This window comes from Flavobacterium sp., assembly GCF_027533505.1.
GTDB lineage: Bacteria > Bacteroidota > Bacteroidia > Flavobacteriales > Flavobacteriaceae > Flavobacterium.
Map to the genome: position 1 here is coordinate 1 of NZ_JAPZUB010000037.1, position 14,765 is coordinate 14,765.

The window sequence follows — 14,765 nt, forward strand, 5'->3', positions numbered from 1 at the left end:
ACTCAAATATACAAAAAAAACTTTTTGCCCATCGCGAGAAAGAGCAACCGTCTATCGTAAATGTTGTGCATTGATTTCTCGATTGGCGGGAAAGGCACCGAGAATTACGATTAAATTGCTTACTTTCCACAACATTGGCGGGATACGGGATGGTGGGGTTTGGGGAGGGTTTAGATTGTAAAACAGCGTAGCTATTTCATTTAATTATATAATAATTACCACCTGTGCTAGCAATCGAATTAGTTAATTCAATAGCTAAGGGTTAATTCGTCTCTTTCAATTTTTGAAAATTTTATAGGATGGACTAAGACTACCAAAACCAAAATCGTATTGCGTTTTATTTTTATATAGAATTTCTAATACATGCAAACCTTTTATCAATAATTCAACCTCTTGATCTATATATCTTACAGCATTTGCCCAACCAATTGTAAAAATAAATTCATTTCCTTTTAATATTGGATAATTAGGAAGTAATGTTAGAAATTCAGATTCCAAACAAAGCATTCTTTTTCCAATTCCTTTTAACAATAGCATTTGGTTTATATTATCCATCCTTTGGTTCGTTTACAAATGAATTTTCATAGTCTTCTCTACTCAATACTGTATCGTAAAGACCAACATCTTGTCCTTCGTGTCTATTGATTCCGATATATTCCAAACTTGCATCTTCATAGCGTTTGAATTTATAAACGGCATCATTCATTAAAGCGGAATTAAACACGCCCAGACTTACCAATAATTCAAAGTCTTTTACCGAAAGTCCTGTTACCTTCTTAAAAAGTCCGGGTTCTAATTGTGTGATTACATCTTTAAGACTTCTCTCTCGGTAGTCTGTCAGGTACATAAACACAGGAACACGGGTCGCAAACTTGATTAGTTTTTCTTGGATTTGCTTTCTAAGGCTTTTGTATTCTTTTTCTTCGTCTGAAAGTTCTTTTTTCTCTTTCTTGGTAAGTTCTCTGTCGTTGGCTTCTTTCTTTGCTTTTTTAACGGCTTCCGATTTATTGATAATGGTTTCAATGTCCTGATTCAAATTTCTGAAGCCTTCAATGTTCATCAAAGCTTTCATTGCTTCTTCATTTGCCATCAATCGGGCAAGTGTGTTGTTATCCACATTTACGAGCAAGGCACTTTCCCAACGTCTTGCCAAAAGCGTTGCAGTTGTCCCACTCATTGCCATATCCAAAATTCCTGCGGCATCCACTTGTTTCATTGAACTTCCATCATAAGCCAATACTGGCAGAAAGTTGATAAACTCTGCAACTTTTGCTTCGGGGTTGGATTCGTTTACATTTAGTCGACAACTATAATCGGCAATTTGTCTTAATGCTCGGTCGGGAGCAAAGTCAAATACGTAACATTCTTCTTTTAGAATTTCTTCTTTGTTGGGCGATTTGCTATCGGGGTTTTTAATAACCCAAGGCGTTTGTACTCGGAATGCCGCTTGAAAGTATGTTTCAGGACTGGAAGAATTGCGCAGCATAAAAATGCCAGTCCAAGGTTTTACTGAAACCCCCGTGGTGAGCTTACCACACGAAAGAGTAATGGTTTTTGATTCCAATGGATTGTCGGTCATTGCGTCTAAAACTGGGGGCAATGCTTCTATTCCTATACCTGCATGTGTTCCTGCTGCAACTACTACTTTGTAATCATGGTAAAATATATTTTGTCGTCTTTCAAGTAATAATGCCATTGCGTTACAAGCTGCAACGGTTGGCAAAAACCAAAAAGTATGATTTAATACTTTGAGTAATGGTGCGTGTGAAAAAGGCAAAGGCGGTTTTTTTGCTCCCATTTTCAAATGGTCAACAGTGGTTTCACTAAATGAACCCCTAATCAAGTCCAACCATTTTTGTACTTCATCCTCGTATTTGAAACGTGCTTTTCTTCCTTCTCCCTCGGCTGAGAAGAATATGTTTAAATCAAAACCATCAAACTCGCCTTGCATAGCAATTTGGCGTATGGAATCGGGCAGTTGATAAGTAAGCATTACCATTCTTGGCAAGGCTGCATAAGGATTTGGACCTTTTGATTCGTCCCAATTTTCTTTTGCTCTTTGCTCGTCTGAATAGGTCCAATTGAAAATTTGTTCTTCTATAAATTCGCCTGAACTAATTGCCCGAAATGGAGTGCCTGACAAATATAAATAGTGATTGGTACTGATTGGGATAATCTTCTCTAAGTGTTCCGCTTTGTCTTCTTCGGCAATCCCTTCTTTTTCAATCTTTTTGTATTCTTCAATTTCTTTTTCGGCTTCTAAATCTTTTCCAAATAAGTCTTTGGCGTTTTCTCGCCATGCTCCAAAATGGTATTCGTCAAAAATGATACAATCCCACACTGTGGCGTGTACCCATTCGTTTTTGGTTTTGATACCGCCTGTATTGGAGTTTTTGCCTAAAAAATCTTGAAACGAACCAAAGCAAACCAAAGGTTTTTTGGTGTCAATATCTTGGCTCGATAATTCATCAGCATGTTTTGAAATGAATTGCCATCCTTTAAAATCAACATGAGAGAGTAAATCTTCTTTCCAAGCATCTTCAACAGCGGGTTTGAAGGTGAGCACCAACACTTTTTTCCACCCCATTTTTTTAGCCAATTGATAACTGGCAAAGGTTTTTCCGAAACGCATTTTGGCGTTCCAAAGGAAGTGGGGTGTTCGGTCTTTATTTTCCTCCTTGAAACTCTTGAAATAGGCAATAGTCTTATCAACGGCTGCTTCTTGTTCGGGTCGCATACCGAACGAAAGCACTCGGTTTTCTTCTGTTTTTTCGCCTGTTTTGATTTCCCAAATGGTTTTACGTAAATCATTCAATGAACATTTGAACCATTCGCCTTCAGGATTGGCAAAGCCTTGTTTACGTAAATGACGGTGAATATCGTGATCCGTAAAACAGCTGCCATCCCGCTTCATTGCCGATTCTTCAAATACAATCTTGTATGGAATGGCTGCTGTGCCTAACTGCTCTTTGATACGTATTTGTGCATCTCGGTCGGTATAGCCGATTTTGAGCAAACCCTTGTGCGTAGCCACACCCACCAACTCATACGCATAAATAGTAGGATTGGTGGACGGGCGGGGTGGAAAAAACTCTTTTTTACTCATTTTTCTTCAATTTTTTCAATTGCTTCTCGGCTTGTTCTATGCTTGCTATAAACTGTTTCTCCACTTCTGACAGTTCGACTGCCGTTTTGCTCTTATAGGCATCGTATTCGGTCAAAGCTTTTTGTTGAGCCAGTTCTGCAGATATTTTGCCGGCATGGGTAAGTACCTCTTGGCGGCTCATTTTTGTAAATCCATCCAACACCTCAATCCAGTCTTTCATATACATAGGCTTGCGCTGCATGGCGTTGATTTCGGCAATATCTAAATAAGCCGAAACCATGCGATTGAGTATAGCCAACTCCTCTTCCGACAAGTAATTTTTTGCCACACCTATTTCCTGCTTTGTAGGCTTCTTGCCCTTGAATGCCGTTAAACCCATAAATGGCAACTGGGCATTGGCTCTTTCAAAGATAATTTCGGCTGCTGTATGTCCGTGAGCTGCCCAATGCAATTTATTCTGAACCGTCTGGAAAAACTGTTGCGTAACACTTACCCGTGGGTCGTAATCCATGCTGGTCGCATAGATTTCCAGTACTTTTCGGTAAAACACTTTTTCTGATGAGCGAATGTCTCGAATGCGGTCGAGTAATTCTTCAAAATAGCCTCCGCCCTGTTTAAGTAGTTCATCGTTCATGGTAAAGCCCTTGATGAGATATTCCCTCAATCGTTCAGTTGCCCATATACGAAATTGTGTACCTCGCAGCGATTTTACTCGATAGCCTACCGAGATGATAACATCTAAGTTGTAGTATTTGGTACGATAGTTTTTGCCATCAGCTGCAGTTGTCAAGTATTCCTTGACAACTGAATTTTCTTCAAGCTCGCCCTCCTGAAAGATGTTTTTGATATGCAGGCTGATGTTTTGCTTAGTGGTTTGAAACAACTCCACCATAGCCGCCTGCGTGAGCCAAACGGTGTTGTCAGTGAGCTGCACTTGTATCTTAGTGCTACCGTCTTCGGTTTGGTAGATTAAAATATCATTCATCGTCTCAATCAGGATTTACAGGATTTTTGGATTAACAAGATAGCCAAACTCACCAACTCATACGCATAAATGGTTGGATTGGTGGACGGTCTGGGTGGAAAGAATTCTTTATTTGCCATTGATTTTCTTAAAGTTGTAAACCTGCATCAAAATCAGCGATATACTGTTGGGGAACTGTTATTCTGATGTTGGGAATGTTTTGCGTTTCGCCTAGAACAAAGCCGTGGTTTGCTCTAATGTTCAAAATAAACTCGTTACAATTTACTCTTGAAACAATATTGCCAACTCCTGCTGTGTGTAATAAATTAGCTCTAAGTCCTGCTGGTTGTGCTTCAAAAAATAATATTCTTCCTTCTTTTGCCCACGCACCTTGAAGGTCATTATCTTCCCAAACAAGTATAGTTGAACCATCACTTTTTGAAAGATATCCCAGAAGTTCATAATATTCTGCTTCTGAATTGAACGAAATTTGTTGCTTTGTTCCAAAGTTTGCTTGATACATAATTTTTTGTTTTAGAAGGTTATAAATCAATTTCATTAGAATTCATAGGTCGTATTAATTGAGAAATGAAATCAATTTCATTTTCAATTAATTCATACTTAGCAAAGAGTTTTTCATCATCCCACTTTTCTTGCATTGAAAGATTGGGTACAAAAATGAATTTGCCTTTAGTAATATTCTGAGTTAGAAGAATTGTTGAAACTAAGAATCTGCAAAATTTAGTTCTAAGAAAATTTGCCATATTTTCAGCTTCTGCTTCAGAATTATAATTTCCAACCACTAAATAGGATTCTGTACAAACGGTTTTAGGGGGCATTACTTCAATTCTTGAAAAAATTCTTCTTTTACCTTCCTTATCTGGCTGTCCCCCGTGGTCATTTGAAGCTTTGGATAACATTACTTTCCAGTTATCAATTAATTCCTTCCCACTTGTTACTTTGTCGGATGAAATCTTTCCATTTCCTGCACTTGTGATTAAATTAAGGTCTCCTTTTTTTTCTGGTCTAACACTTGAAACTAAACCAAAGGGCATCCTGCTTGAAACTACAGAATCCAAGAAAGAAGTACTTTTTTGTTTGACCTTATGTATAATGTCTATAGCTAAATTATCTCTAACAAAAGTCTCAAACTCGTCAAGGAATCGACTTGATTTAATTACAACTTCCTTTCTTTTTGTTTCTACTTCACAAATTCCCTTGTTGTCCCTATCCCATAAAAAATAACAAACACCACCTGCAATATCTACTCCTGGGAAACAATCTCTTGAATCAGCGAAATCAACAAGCTTTCTAATGCTTTTATCTTTGAGCATTTCACTTCTGAATTCATCTAATCCTTTACCACCTGAATACCAACGTGCAGGAATAATCATTGAAAGGTATCTAGGCTTTAATTTTTTAGCTTGGTTAATGAATAAATTGTATATAGGTTTTGCACTTGAACCTGTGCCCCCACCATCATTTAATTGATAAGGTGGATTTCCAACGATAACGTCAAACTTCATATTGAATATTTTTTCAGGTTTGTCTGTGTGAATAAAATTGTAAGCATAAGTTTCCAAAGCATCTTCTCGGTCGTACACTTCTTGGCTTGCCCCGCAATAGGTACATTTTCCATTTTGCCAAGTGTGTTTCATCCGTTTGTAGCGTATGTTTCCTTGGTCATCATCAAAGGTTTCGCAAATGGAGTATTTGCCATTGGCTGTTTTGGAGCAATACACACTCCTGCGAGAAAGCAAAGCCGTTAAATCGGTAATTGCAATACCGTATAGTTGTTTGCTAAAAATGTGGTTAATGCGTTCTTGCTTGTCGGGTATTTGGGTTTCCAAACCTTTCATCAATCGCTTTGCCATTTCTCGCAGAAACACACCACTTTTTGAAACTGGGTCTAAAAACTTGGCGTTAGGGTTGCTCCACAATTCGGCAGGAAGCAAGTCCAAAATATCATTTACCAAACTCGGTGGCGTAAATACTTCGTCATTGCTCAGATTGGCAAGGCAGGAGAGTACATCTGGGTTATAATTCGTTTGTATCATCTTCGCCAAGTTTTAAGTAATGAATAAGCGGAAAATCTTTTACCGGTTCATCAATAGCGGCTGCATTGCCTTCGTCATTGAACATGGAGAACTGGTGCGTTTTTTCTACCAAAAATTTAAACATATAATCTCTGCGTTTCAGCATAGAGCCGTTTACGGCACTCCATTCAGAAAACACAATGGGTTGTTTGGTTTCGGGATTGGTAAAGTCCAAGGCATCACCCCAAAGAATGTTTCTGCTCAATAAAAACCGAACGGAACGAATACATTCATTTTTAACCTGTTTGAATACTTTGGAATACCAATCGGTATAAATACCAAGTAAACGGTCTCGGCATTCTTGGGCATTGTCTTCTAAAATGTCAACTCCATAAATACTGGAAACTGCAATCACAGAATAGCGTTCCCATTCCACTTGGCTTTTGCTGTATCGGGCATCTACTACGACTAATTTTCGTCTCAATACTTCGGCTAAAAAGTTACCATTTCCACAAGCAGGTTCTAAGAATCGGGAGTCAATTCTTTCCGTCTCTTGCTTTACCAAGTCAAGCATAGCGTTTACTTCACGTTGATTGGTAAACACTTCACCATGGTCTGTAACCCGCTTTTTTGATTTTACTTGACTCATTGATTTACAGTTTTTTTTGACTTTACAATCATTTCATTTTCAAAAGTTTTCAAGATGGAATCTGATTTATATAGTACTTTTCCACAAGGTACTTTTGTTTGAGAGTCTACTAAATGTCTGTCCTGATCATCAAAAAATATGTGTGTACCAATAGCTTCTAATACAGGGGCTTTAGGCCAACCACCTAAAAAATATGCTTCATCAACGTAAACATTCCAGCTCCTCAAAGTTTTAACGACTCTCATGTGACTTGGAGAATTCCTAGCTGTAACTATCGCTATTCGAAGAGGTGACAATTCTTTTTCAACGGGTAATTGGTCTTGTATGTCAGATAACTTTCTTAATAATGCTGCGAATGGACCATCATTCAAGGGAACATTTTCATTTGCTTTTTCGTGTTGATGAAAGGCATCAATATTTTGTGTTTTATAAATAATCTCTGATTCTTCAGAAAATACTACGGCATCTGCGTCAAAGGCAAACTTTACTCTTTCCGTTTCAGGCTTAAAGTCTGCAGGTGGATCATATACTAGTGCGGTTGCACAACTTGATGAATCGATTATTTTTTGGACGTCATTCTCGTCTTTTGACAAAAACAAGTCAATATTGAAAGCTTTAATAAATGGTGCAAGGGGCTCACCTGCTGAAAATGCCCATCGTGTTATTGGTAGTTCATAGTGTTGTATTGATTTTAAAATTCTTAACCCTGTTTCAGGGCTATTTTTAGACATAATTACAACTTCTACGATTGGTTTTTTAGAGTCAACGTGCTTATTAAGTTTTAGCAATGCTTCTACCAATGGAAAGGCCGTGCCCTTTTCAAGTAGTTTATCTTCATTAGCAAATTGATATTCTCGAAAACCACGTACATTTTTTTCTTTAAATATTTTCTCTTCTTCTTCAAGATTGAATAAAGCTCGTGAGGAAACTCCCACCACCAATATTTTTGTAAAGTCTATTTGCATTAATTACCCAATATGTTATTAAAAAATTTCATTTTATTTTTTAAGATTTTGTTCAATTGTTTCATTCAATTTCATCATTTATCAAAACTGCTTTTAGCAAATCGGCTTTTATCAGAACTAAATTATACAACTTCAACATTCATAGACCTTGCAAAATTCTTTAGGCTTTCGTCAAATGTCACTATTATATCAGTTTTAAGATTTTTATCCTCTATCATTTCTTTAATAACCTCGTCAACCAAACTAATGTCGCTGTTTGTAAATGAAAACTGATATATGAATTTTTTTAAAGCTTTATCTCTATAATCATTGTCGTATATCTTTTCATATTTCTGTTTTGATAATTCCGTTTCTAAATTGAATTTTTGTTTAACTTTTCGAGAAAGTTTTGAATTTAAAAACTCATACAATGTTGGAAAAGGTATAATTACTTTGTAATTATTTTCGTCAATTAATTTTGTAACGTATTCAACTGTATCTTGTTTTTCTAATTCTTTATCAGAACTAAACAAAGCTATCCAATAACCAGTATCAAGTAATATTGTTTTCATGTTTAAAATGGTAAAGTATCAACATCAACTTTTGGAGCATAACCATCCCAAATTGGAGTTTTTCTTTGTCCAAATAAAAATTTACCACGAGGTTTTCCAGCCTCATTATGAACAATTACATAAATTCTGTCATTCTTACTAATTGAAATTTTATCTTCTAAATCATCTTTTAATTGTTTAAACTTATCATCATAGTCTAAATCAGTTCCATGAAAATTATATTCAAAAAAACAATTTGAGTTACCACAATCTTTTGCCTTGTAGGTATCTAAAAAAATGTATAAACTGTCATATTCCCCTCTTATACCTAGATCAAAGTTTAAAATAACATAATTTGAGTAATCCATTTTAACCATTTTAAAATTCCTGTTTATCTGTCTTAAAACTTTTTTTATCGAGCCGCTTCAAAAATTCTTCTCCAATCCTCAGGCCTATACCTACCCTTACATTCCGAAGGCTAAAAATAGTATTTTTTCACGAAACTTCCTACCCCTTTCTTTGTAGCGTCGCGAGCCGTGGGGATAGGAGCGGTGTTGGGGAATCGGCGGGGAGTTTTTTATGGAATAAAACCTTGCGTAGCCTTGGTGGGAAACCCCTTTCACGGTTGTCCAATCGGGTGCTAAGCCGTGAAAAATGCGCAAAAAATTGCACACTTATTGCACACCTTTGTGAAGCTTATTTTTCAACGCATTTGCTACATTCGTAGTAAACCTTTCGAACCATGAAAACAGTAGTATCCCTCACTCGCGGGTGCCGCTTTATGCTTGCGGTACTTTGGGTTAGCGCTAGCCTCGCACAATCCCCCTCCCAACCCATCAAACAAAACAAGCAAAAAGTAATAACGCTCTATCAAAATGCCCGTTTTACCGAAGCGCTAAACGTACTGCAACCCACCTCAACCACCCCTACTCCCTCCCTTGACGAAGTGGTGCTTACGATACTTTGCCAATACCATACCGGCAACGCTGAAGCAGCCGCCATTACCGTGTTGCAAAACATGGAGCGCTTAACACAAAAAGGTACCCCTTTGCAGCAAGCCCAAGGGTATCTCGTATTGGGCATCAACGAACTTATGGCACAGCGGTATTCCACAGCGCGACTACGACTCGAGGCTGCCCTACGGCAGTTTAAAGCCCTAAAGAACACAGAGGCCATGCGTTTAGCCCACTATTTTCTTGCCAAATGTTGGGAAGCCCAAGGGCAAGATCAAGCCGCCCTTCCGCATTATACTGCGCTTACACTCCCTACCGCGCACCACCCCAAAACGCTCCCCATTTACCGCGAAGCTTTTGAAGTGCGACTGCAAAACACCCCCAAAGACCATCCCGAATACGCCACGCGTGTGGCCGAACTCTATGCTGCCGATACCTATCTCACAAAGCATTTTCCAAAAGCGCAATCCTTACCCGCACGGTATTTTTCACCCGAAACCGTTAGTCAATACTATGCCCAAACAACCCAATCCCACTGGGGACTGTGGACAGGGATCGTTATAGGGGGACTCTCCCTTGGCGGGTACGCCTTTTACCGAAAGTCGCAGCGCAAAAAAAATACTCCGCAAGAAAACAATACCCCTCCCCTCACCCCCGAAGAAGCACCAATCGCTACGGCGCCCACATCGCAACACCTTACAGCCGACTATTGGGACAGTGCCGATATGCTAATGCATTTTAAAATTGGGGAGAAAACACTCTACCGTTGGCGGAAAAAAGGGTACCTCCCATTTATCAATATTGGCGGAAAAATCTACTACCCCAAGCAAGCTGTCCAAGAACTACTGCAACAGCAGTTGGACGATAAATACCACCCCATCCATCAGCGACGGTAATATAGCATTACATCCCTTTTTCACTTTATTTTACATCTTCAAAGACCCCAAAATGCACGCTGAAGCATTGGGGTCTTTTTTTTAGACCCAATCGCAGGGTTTTTGGTCTAAAAAAAGGCAATTTGTTCGGGACTTGTTCGGGACTTGTTCGGGATTTGTTCGGCAAAGTACCCTTTTTACCGAAGGCGTACCGAACAAGCTCCGAAGAAAGTCCGAACAAGGTCGGAAAAACACCCCCCTTTTTCCGTAAAAACAGCAACAGGACAGGGCATCCGGTCAAGAGCGGACAAAAGCGGACAATACCGGACTTTGCTGGACAGGGGCGTGATGGAGTCAAAAACCCGTTCTAGTTTTGGGTCACGATACCGCACTACCCATGCGCTTCGTATCAGTATTGTTTAACTTAAATTTTTACATTATGGGTACTTACAACAAGGGGATTTTAGGCCCTTTTTCAGGAAAAGTTGGCACCGTTATCGGGGCTACATGGCGCGGTAAAGACTATATGCGGTCTTTACCCAAAAAAACAAACCGTCCAGCGACAGCCGAGCAGTTGTTGCAACGGGAAAAGTTTGAAACGGCAACGGATTTTCTCCGTCCGATGTACCCCGTATTGCGCCAATGTTTTGGCCGTAAAGACGGGAAAAACACCCGATTGAATCAGGCGTTATCGTATCACATGCGAGAAGCCCTTCAAGTCGTGGGGAACACCGTAACTATTGACTACCCCAAAGTATTGATCGGAAGCGGTAGTCTATTGGGGGTGTTGAATCCAGAGGTGACTGCCTTGGGCAACAACCAATTGCAGTTTTCGTGGGAGGACAATGCCAATCAAGGCGGTGGCCAGGGAACCGACAGCGTGGTCATCGTAGTATTTGCACCCACATCCAAAGGGTATTACACCAATTTGTTGGCCGCATCGCGCAGCGCTTTGACCGCAACGGTGACCCTCCCCACCGCCTTCGCTGGGGAAACCGTGCACTGCTGGATCACTTTTACTGCCAACGGGGGTGCCGATAGTGCCACAAGCGCTTACCTTCCTCCGATTACCGTGAGTTAATACCACGGCCTGTTAAAAACGACCCGAGTTGATGCTTCAGCTCGGGTTTTTTTATGCTCTACACCGAAGGGTTTATCGTCTCAAAGTAATTTTTCAAGGCTTCCAGTTGCGAGGGCTCCACCCGATTCTTATCAATCACCACAGTCATGTGTTTTGCTTTGAGGGTATAATCGCCGGCAAAGTAGGTTAGCGATTGGATGTCTTCGTGGGGGATGATTTTCTTTTTGAAAAATCCGTGGTACGTAATGGTGTCCGGGTGAAGTTCTAGCCACACCCTATTTTTGATGTAAAAATATTGCCCAATATACAGCACCCCTATACCCGACAAACCCGCTAGAAAGGGACTGCCGTCTGAAAAAAAAGTATAGGTCCCAAGCGCTACATACCCGACTCCGAGAAATAAATTGCGTTGCAGATGGCTTTGATTGTAAAGAATGTTCATCCCGTAAAGATACAACTTCACCCCAAAAAAAGAAACCCGTTGGAGGGCTTTCAACAGGATGTAAAACCCACACTGCCGCGTTACGTATTGCAGGATTGAAGCCGTAATTTCGGAGCCAAACGGTCTTTGAAACGGGGTTCCTTTTTTTCATTTTTTAAAAAAAGAATAAAAAAAAACATGGGTCGCGGCTTTATTTATCGTAATATTGCAATATAATTAAATACAAAAATGGGCGTAACCAAAACAGAGCATTTTACTGAAGCACAAAATGCGATAGCAGTACAACTAAAAGCCTTAGCACATCCGGCTCGCATAGCCATCATGGAGTATTTGTGCGAAGTTAATTCCTGCATTTGTGGCGATATCGTCAATGAATTGCCTTTATCCCAACCGACGATTTCACAACATCTAAAAGAGTTGAAAAACGCCGGACTCATCAAAGGTACCGTCGAGGGCACCGCGATTTGCTATTGTATTGATGAAAAAGGGATGGCGCAGTTGCAAACCTATTTCAACCAATTTGCCGCCCGACTTCAGGACAAAAATCAATGTTGTTAACCCAAAAATCATACGCAATGAAACTTTCTACCTTCATGAGTCATTTGGAAAGACTCTCCGAAATGCATTTCCAATTGCCCAACGGACAAAAGGTTCCAGCACATTTCCACATTACGGAAGCCGGTCTTACCACCAAGCGTTTTATCGATTGTGGAGGGACTTTTCGAACGACCAAAAACCTCACATTACAAGTTTGGGTCGCCCACGATACCGATCATCGATTATCGCCTGATAAGTTAATTCGCATTTTAAAAATGGCCGAACCCTTGTACCAAGAGGACGATTTGGAGATTGAAGTCGAATACCAAGACACCACCATCAGTCGGTATGGCTTGTCATTCGAAAAGGGTATTTTTTGCTTCGAACCCAAATTCACCGATTGTTTAGCCAAAGATCATTGCGGTATTCCTGAGGCGCAAATGCCTCAAAAAAATACAACCACCACAGCAACCTGTACTCCTGGGGGCGGTTGTTGTTAATTTTCTAACGTATGAAAAACGAACTCTTTCCTGCACTGCGCCATTACCTCGAAGCGAGTGATGTTGCGCGTATACCCCTTGAACGGCTGGCGTTATTGGAACCCGTAATCGAGTATGGACGTGAGGCATTGGCAGCGGGACAATCGCTTGTATGGAATTGCATTTGTACCCACAATTCGCGACGCAGTCACCTCACGCAAGTGTGGGCCCAAGCCGCCGCCGATTATTATGGCATTCCGCTCACTGCCTATTCGGGCGGCACGGAAGCAACAACCCTTTACCCCGCGATTCTCGAAACGCTTCATGCCGCAGGGATACAGTATCAAACCTTGGCCACAGGCGAGAATCCGATTTACGCCCTTCGCACGGGGCCAAACACCCTGCCTATCCTTGGGTTTTCAAAAGTCTACGAACATCCGTTCAACCCCCAATCGGACTTTATTGCGTTAATGACTTGTTCAAGTGCCGATGAAGGTTGCCCGATTGTTCTTGGCGCGAAGGCCCGTTTTCCACTGCGCTATAACGATCCGAAAATCGCCGACGGAACGCCGGAACAAGCAGCCGTATATGCCGAGCGGTGCCGACAAATTGCGACAGAAATGATGTATGTGATGGCACAACTACAACCCCATCAACCATGAGTGCTCAAAATTGTACCCCTGTAGTCAACCGAAAACGGCTGTCCTTTTTAGACCGTTACCTTACGCTTTGGATCTTTTTAGCGATGGCGCTTGGAGTCGGTTTAGGGCATTTTTACCCCTCGGTGAGTGAGGATATTCAAAACTTATCCCACGGCACAACCAATATTCCGTTGGCTATCGGCTTGATTCTTATGATGTATCCGCCGCTTGCCAAAGTGAATTACAGTAAAATGAAACCCGTTTTTAAAAACACCAAAGTCCTTACGGCTTCCTTGTTTCTAAATTGGATCGTGGGACCTCTTCTGATGTTTGCGTTGGCCTTGTTGTTATTGCCCGATTATCCCGAATACCGCAATGGATTGATTTTAATCGGCTTGGCCCGATGTATTGCTATGGTGGTGGTTTGGAATGATTTGGCCGAGGGTGACCGCGAGTACGGCGCCGGTCTCATTGCCTTAAACAGTATCTTCCAAGTACTTTTTTACAGCGTTTATGCGTATCTATTTTTGGGCGTTTTACCTCCTTATTTTGGATTACCGGGAATTGAAGTCGATTTATCAATCGGTATCATCGCCGAAAGTGTCGGTATTTATTTGGGAATTCCTTTTCTGTTGGGCATAACCTCCCGCTATCTTCTAATCCATCTCAAAGGAGAAGCATGGTTCCAAGAACGATTTGTTCCGTTTGTATCCCCTTTTACTTTGGTGGCGTTGTTGGCTACGATTGTATTGATGTTTAGTTTAAAAGGGCAACTTATTCTTGAAATCCCATGGGATGTGGTGCGAATTGCCATTCCTTTGGTACTCTATTTTGCGATGATGTTTGTGCTTAGTTTTATCTTGGGCCGTTACTTTGGTGCCAACTATGCCCAATCGACTGCGGTCGCTTTTACGGCAACAGGCAACAATTTTGAGTTGGCCATTGCTGTGGCCATCGGCGTATTTGGGTTACACAGTGGGGAAGCTTTTGCGGGTGTCATCGGACCTTTGGTTGAAGTTCCCGCGTTAATCGCCTTGGTTCAACTCGCCTTTTGGTTTCGAAAAAAAGGAGGAACTCCATAAGGAGCGGGTTCACTATATTTGTTGCAATAAAATAAATGCTCATGACCGACTTACAAAATCAAGAGGACATTTACCGCATTGTCTCTGAATTCTATAAAAAACTTTTCGCTGATGAACGCATCAGTTATATTTTCACTGAAGTTATTCCGGTTCATGAAAAACTAGAGGAACATTTACAAATCCTGGTGCGCTTTTGGTCGCAGGCTTTGCTTGGTACGGGGGGTTATGTCAACAATCTCACCCAAATCCACATGGAGGTCGACACCCTTTCGGCCTTAACCAAGGAGCATTTTGATCTTTGGCTGGAGCATTTTGAAGCGGCTATCAACGAAAACTTTGAAGGGTTTAATTGTGAGCGAATGAAAAACATGGCGCACAATTTATCGACCATCATGCAAATCAAAATCAAACAAAAAAGAGGATAG

Annotated in this window: 18 protein-coding genes; 8 read left to right on the forward strand and 10 right to left on the reverse strand. The window is 40.7% G+C overall.

Annotated features, from left to right (window positions below; genetic code table 11):
• Positions 1-181: hypothetical protein (locus O9316_RS08305; RefSeq protein WP_298203426.1), on the forward strand; the 181-nt coding region annotated here is incomplete at its 5' end.
• 95 nt (positions 182-276) lie between these two features.
• Here the strand turns inward: O9316_RS08305 and O9316_RS08310 are convergent.
• The 9 genes from O9316_RS08310 to O9316_RS08350 all read right to left on the reverse strand — a co-directional run bounded on the left by O9316_RS08310 (position 277) and on the right by O9316_RS08350 (position 8,618).
• The gene (locus tag O9316_RS08310) at positions 277-555 is read right to left on the reverse strand and encodes a hypothetical protein (protein WP_298203427.1); all 279 of its coding nucleotides are present in this window, start codon (positions 553-555) and stop codon (positions 277-279) included.
• Positions 548-3,106, reverse strand: a complete 2,559-nt coding sequence (locus O9316_RS08315; RefSeq protein ID WP_298203428.1) for a GIY-YIG nuclease family protein — start codon at positions 3,104-3,106, stop codon at positions 548-550. The genes O9316_RS08310 and O9316_RS08315 overlap by 8 nt, the downstream gene beginning before the upstream one ends.
• The gene (locus O9316_RS08320) at positions 3,099-4,091 is read right to left on the reverse strand and encodes a virulence RhuM family protein (protein WP_298203429.1); all 993 of its coding nucleotides are present in this window, start codon (positions 4,089-4,091) and stop codon (positions 3,099-3,101) included. Before O9316_RS08320 ends, O9316_RS08315 begins: the two co-directional genes overlap by 8 nt.
• A 127-nt stretch (positions 4,092-4,218) precedes the next feature.
• Entirely contained in the window at positions 4,219-4,593 is a 375-nt protein-coding gene (locus O9316_RS08325) for a hypothetical protein (protein WP_298203430.1), read from the reverse strand.
• Positions 4,594-4,612: 19 nt separating this feature from the next.
• On the reverse strand, positions 4,613-6,127 hold the full coding sequence (locus tag O9316_RS08330) for an Eco57I restriction-modification methylase domain-containing protein (protein WP_298203431.1): 1,515 nt from the start codon (positions 6,125-6,127) through the stop codon (positions 4,613-4,615).
• Complete coding sequence (locus tag O9316_RS08335) at positions 6,108-6,755, reverse strand: SAM-dependent DNA methyltransferase (RefSeq protein WP_298203432.1); 648 nt, start codon at positions 6,753-6,755, stop codon at positions 6,108-6,110. Before O9316_RS08335 ends, O9316_RS08330 begins: the two co-directional genes overlap by 20 nt.
• On the reverse strand, positions 6,752-7,720 hold the full coding sequence (locus O9316_RS08340) for a 5'-nucleotidase (RefSeq protein ID WP_298203433.1): 969 nt from the start codon (positions 7,718-7,720) through the stop codon (positions 6,752-6,754). Before O9316_RS08340 ends, O9316_RS08335 begins: the two co-directional genes overlap by 4 nt.
• Before the next feature lie 122 nt (positions 7,721-7,842).
• Complete coding sequence (locus tag O9316_RS08345) at positions 7,843-8,271, reverse strand: hypothetical protein (RefSeq protein ID WP_298203434.1); 429 nt, start codon at positions 8,269-8,271, stop codon at positions 7,843-7,845.
• Between the two features lie 2 nt (positions 8,272-8,273).
• On the reverse strand, positions 8,274-8,618 hold the full coding sequence (locus O9316_RS08350; RefSeq protein WP_298203435.1) for a hypothetical protein: 345 nt from the start codon (positions 8,616-8,618) through the stop codon (positions 8,274-8,276).
• Between the two features lie 374 nt (positions 8,619-8,992).
• Between O9316_RS08350 and O9316_RS08355 the strand changes: the two genes are divergently transcribed.
• Entirely contained in the window at positions 8,993-10,099 is a 1,107-nt protein-coding gene (locus tag O9316_RS08355; protein ID WP_298203436.1) for a helix-turn-helix domain-containing protein, read from the forward strand.
• Between the two features lie 418 nt (positions 10,100-10,517).
• Complete coding sequence (locus O9316_RS08360) at positions 10,518-11,159, forward strand: DUF6266 family protein (RefSeq protein ID WP_298203437.1); 642 nt, start codon at positions 10,518-10,520, stop codon at positions 11,157-11,159.
• Between the two features lie 58 nt (positions 11,160-11,217).
• On the opposite strand, the gene O9316_RS08365 is transcribed toward O9316_RS08360, so the two are convergent.
• Positions 11,218-11,601, reverse strand: a complete 384-nt coding sequence (locus O9316_RS08365; RefSeq protein WP_298203438.1) for a hypothetical protein — start codon at positions 11,599-11,601, stop codon at positions 11,218-11,220.
• Between the two features lie 228 nt (positions 11,602-11,829).
• Between O9316_RS08365 and O9316_RS08370 the strand changes: the two genes are divergently transcribed.
• Genes O9316_RS08370 through O9316_RS08390 form a run of 5 tightly spaced genes read left to right on the forward strand, consistent with a single transcriptional unit; the run spans position 11,830 to position 14,765 of the window.
• Positions 11,830-12,159, forward strand: a complete 330-nt coding sequence (locus O9316_RS08370; RefSeq protein ID WP_298203439.1) for a metalloregulator ArsR/SmtB family transcription factor — start codon at positions 11,830-11,832, stop codon at positions 12,157-12,159.
• Positions 12,160-12,176: 17 nt separating this feature from the next.
• Complete coding sequence (locus O9316_RS08375; RefSeq protein WP_298203440.1) at positions 12,177-12,638, forward strand: DUF6428 family protein; 462 nt, start codon at positions 12,177-12,179, stop codon at positions 12,636-12,638.
• 11 nt (positions 12,639-12,649) lie between these two features.
• Positions 12,650-13,279 carry a protein-tyrosine-phosphatase gene (locus tag O9316_RS08380; RefSeq protein WP_298203441.1) on the forward strand — a complete coding sequence of 210 codons (630 nt, stop codon included), beginning with the start codon at positions 12,650-12,652 and terminating at the stop codon, positions 13,277-13,279.
• Positions 13,276-14,340, forward strand: coding sequence for an ACR3 family arsenite efflux transporter (arsB, locus tag O9316_RS08385; protein ID WP_298203442.1), 1,065 nt, complete (start codon positions 13,276-13,278; stop codon positions 14,338-14,340). Before O9316_RS08380 ends, arsB begins: the two co-directional genes overlap by 4 nt.
• A gap of 41 nt (positions 14,341-14,381) precedes the next feature.
• A complete protein-coding gene (locus O9316_RS08390) occupies positions 14,382-14,765 on the forward strand; it encodes a group III truncated hemoglobin (RefSeq protein WP_298203443.1) in 384 nt (127 codons plus the stop codon).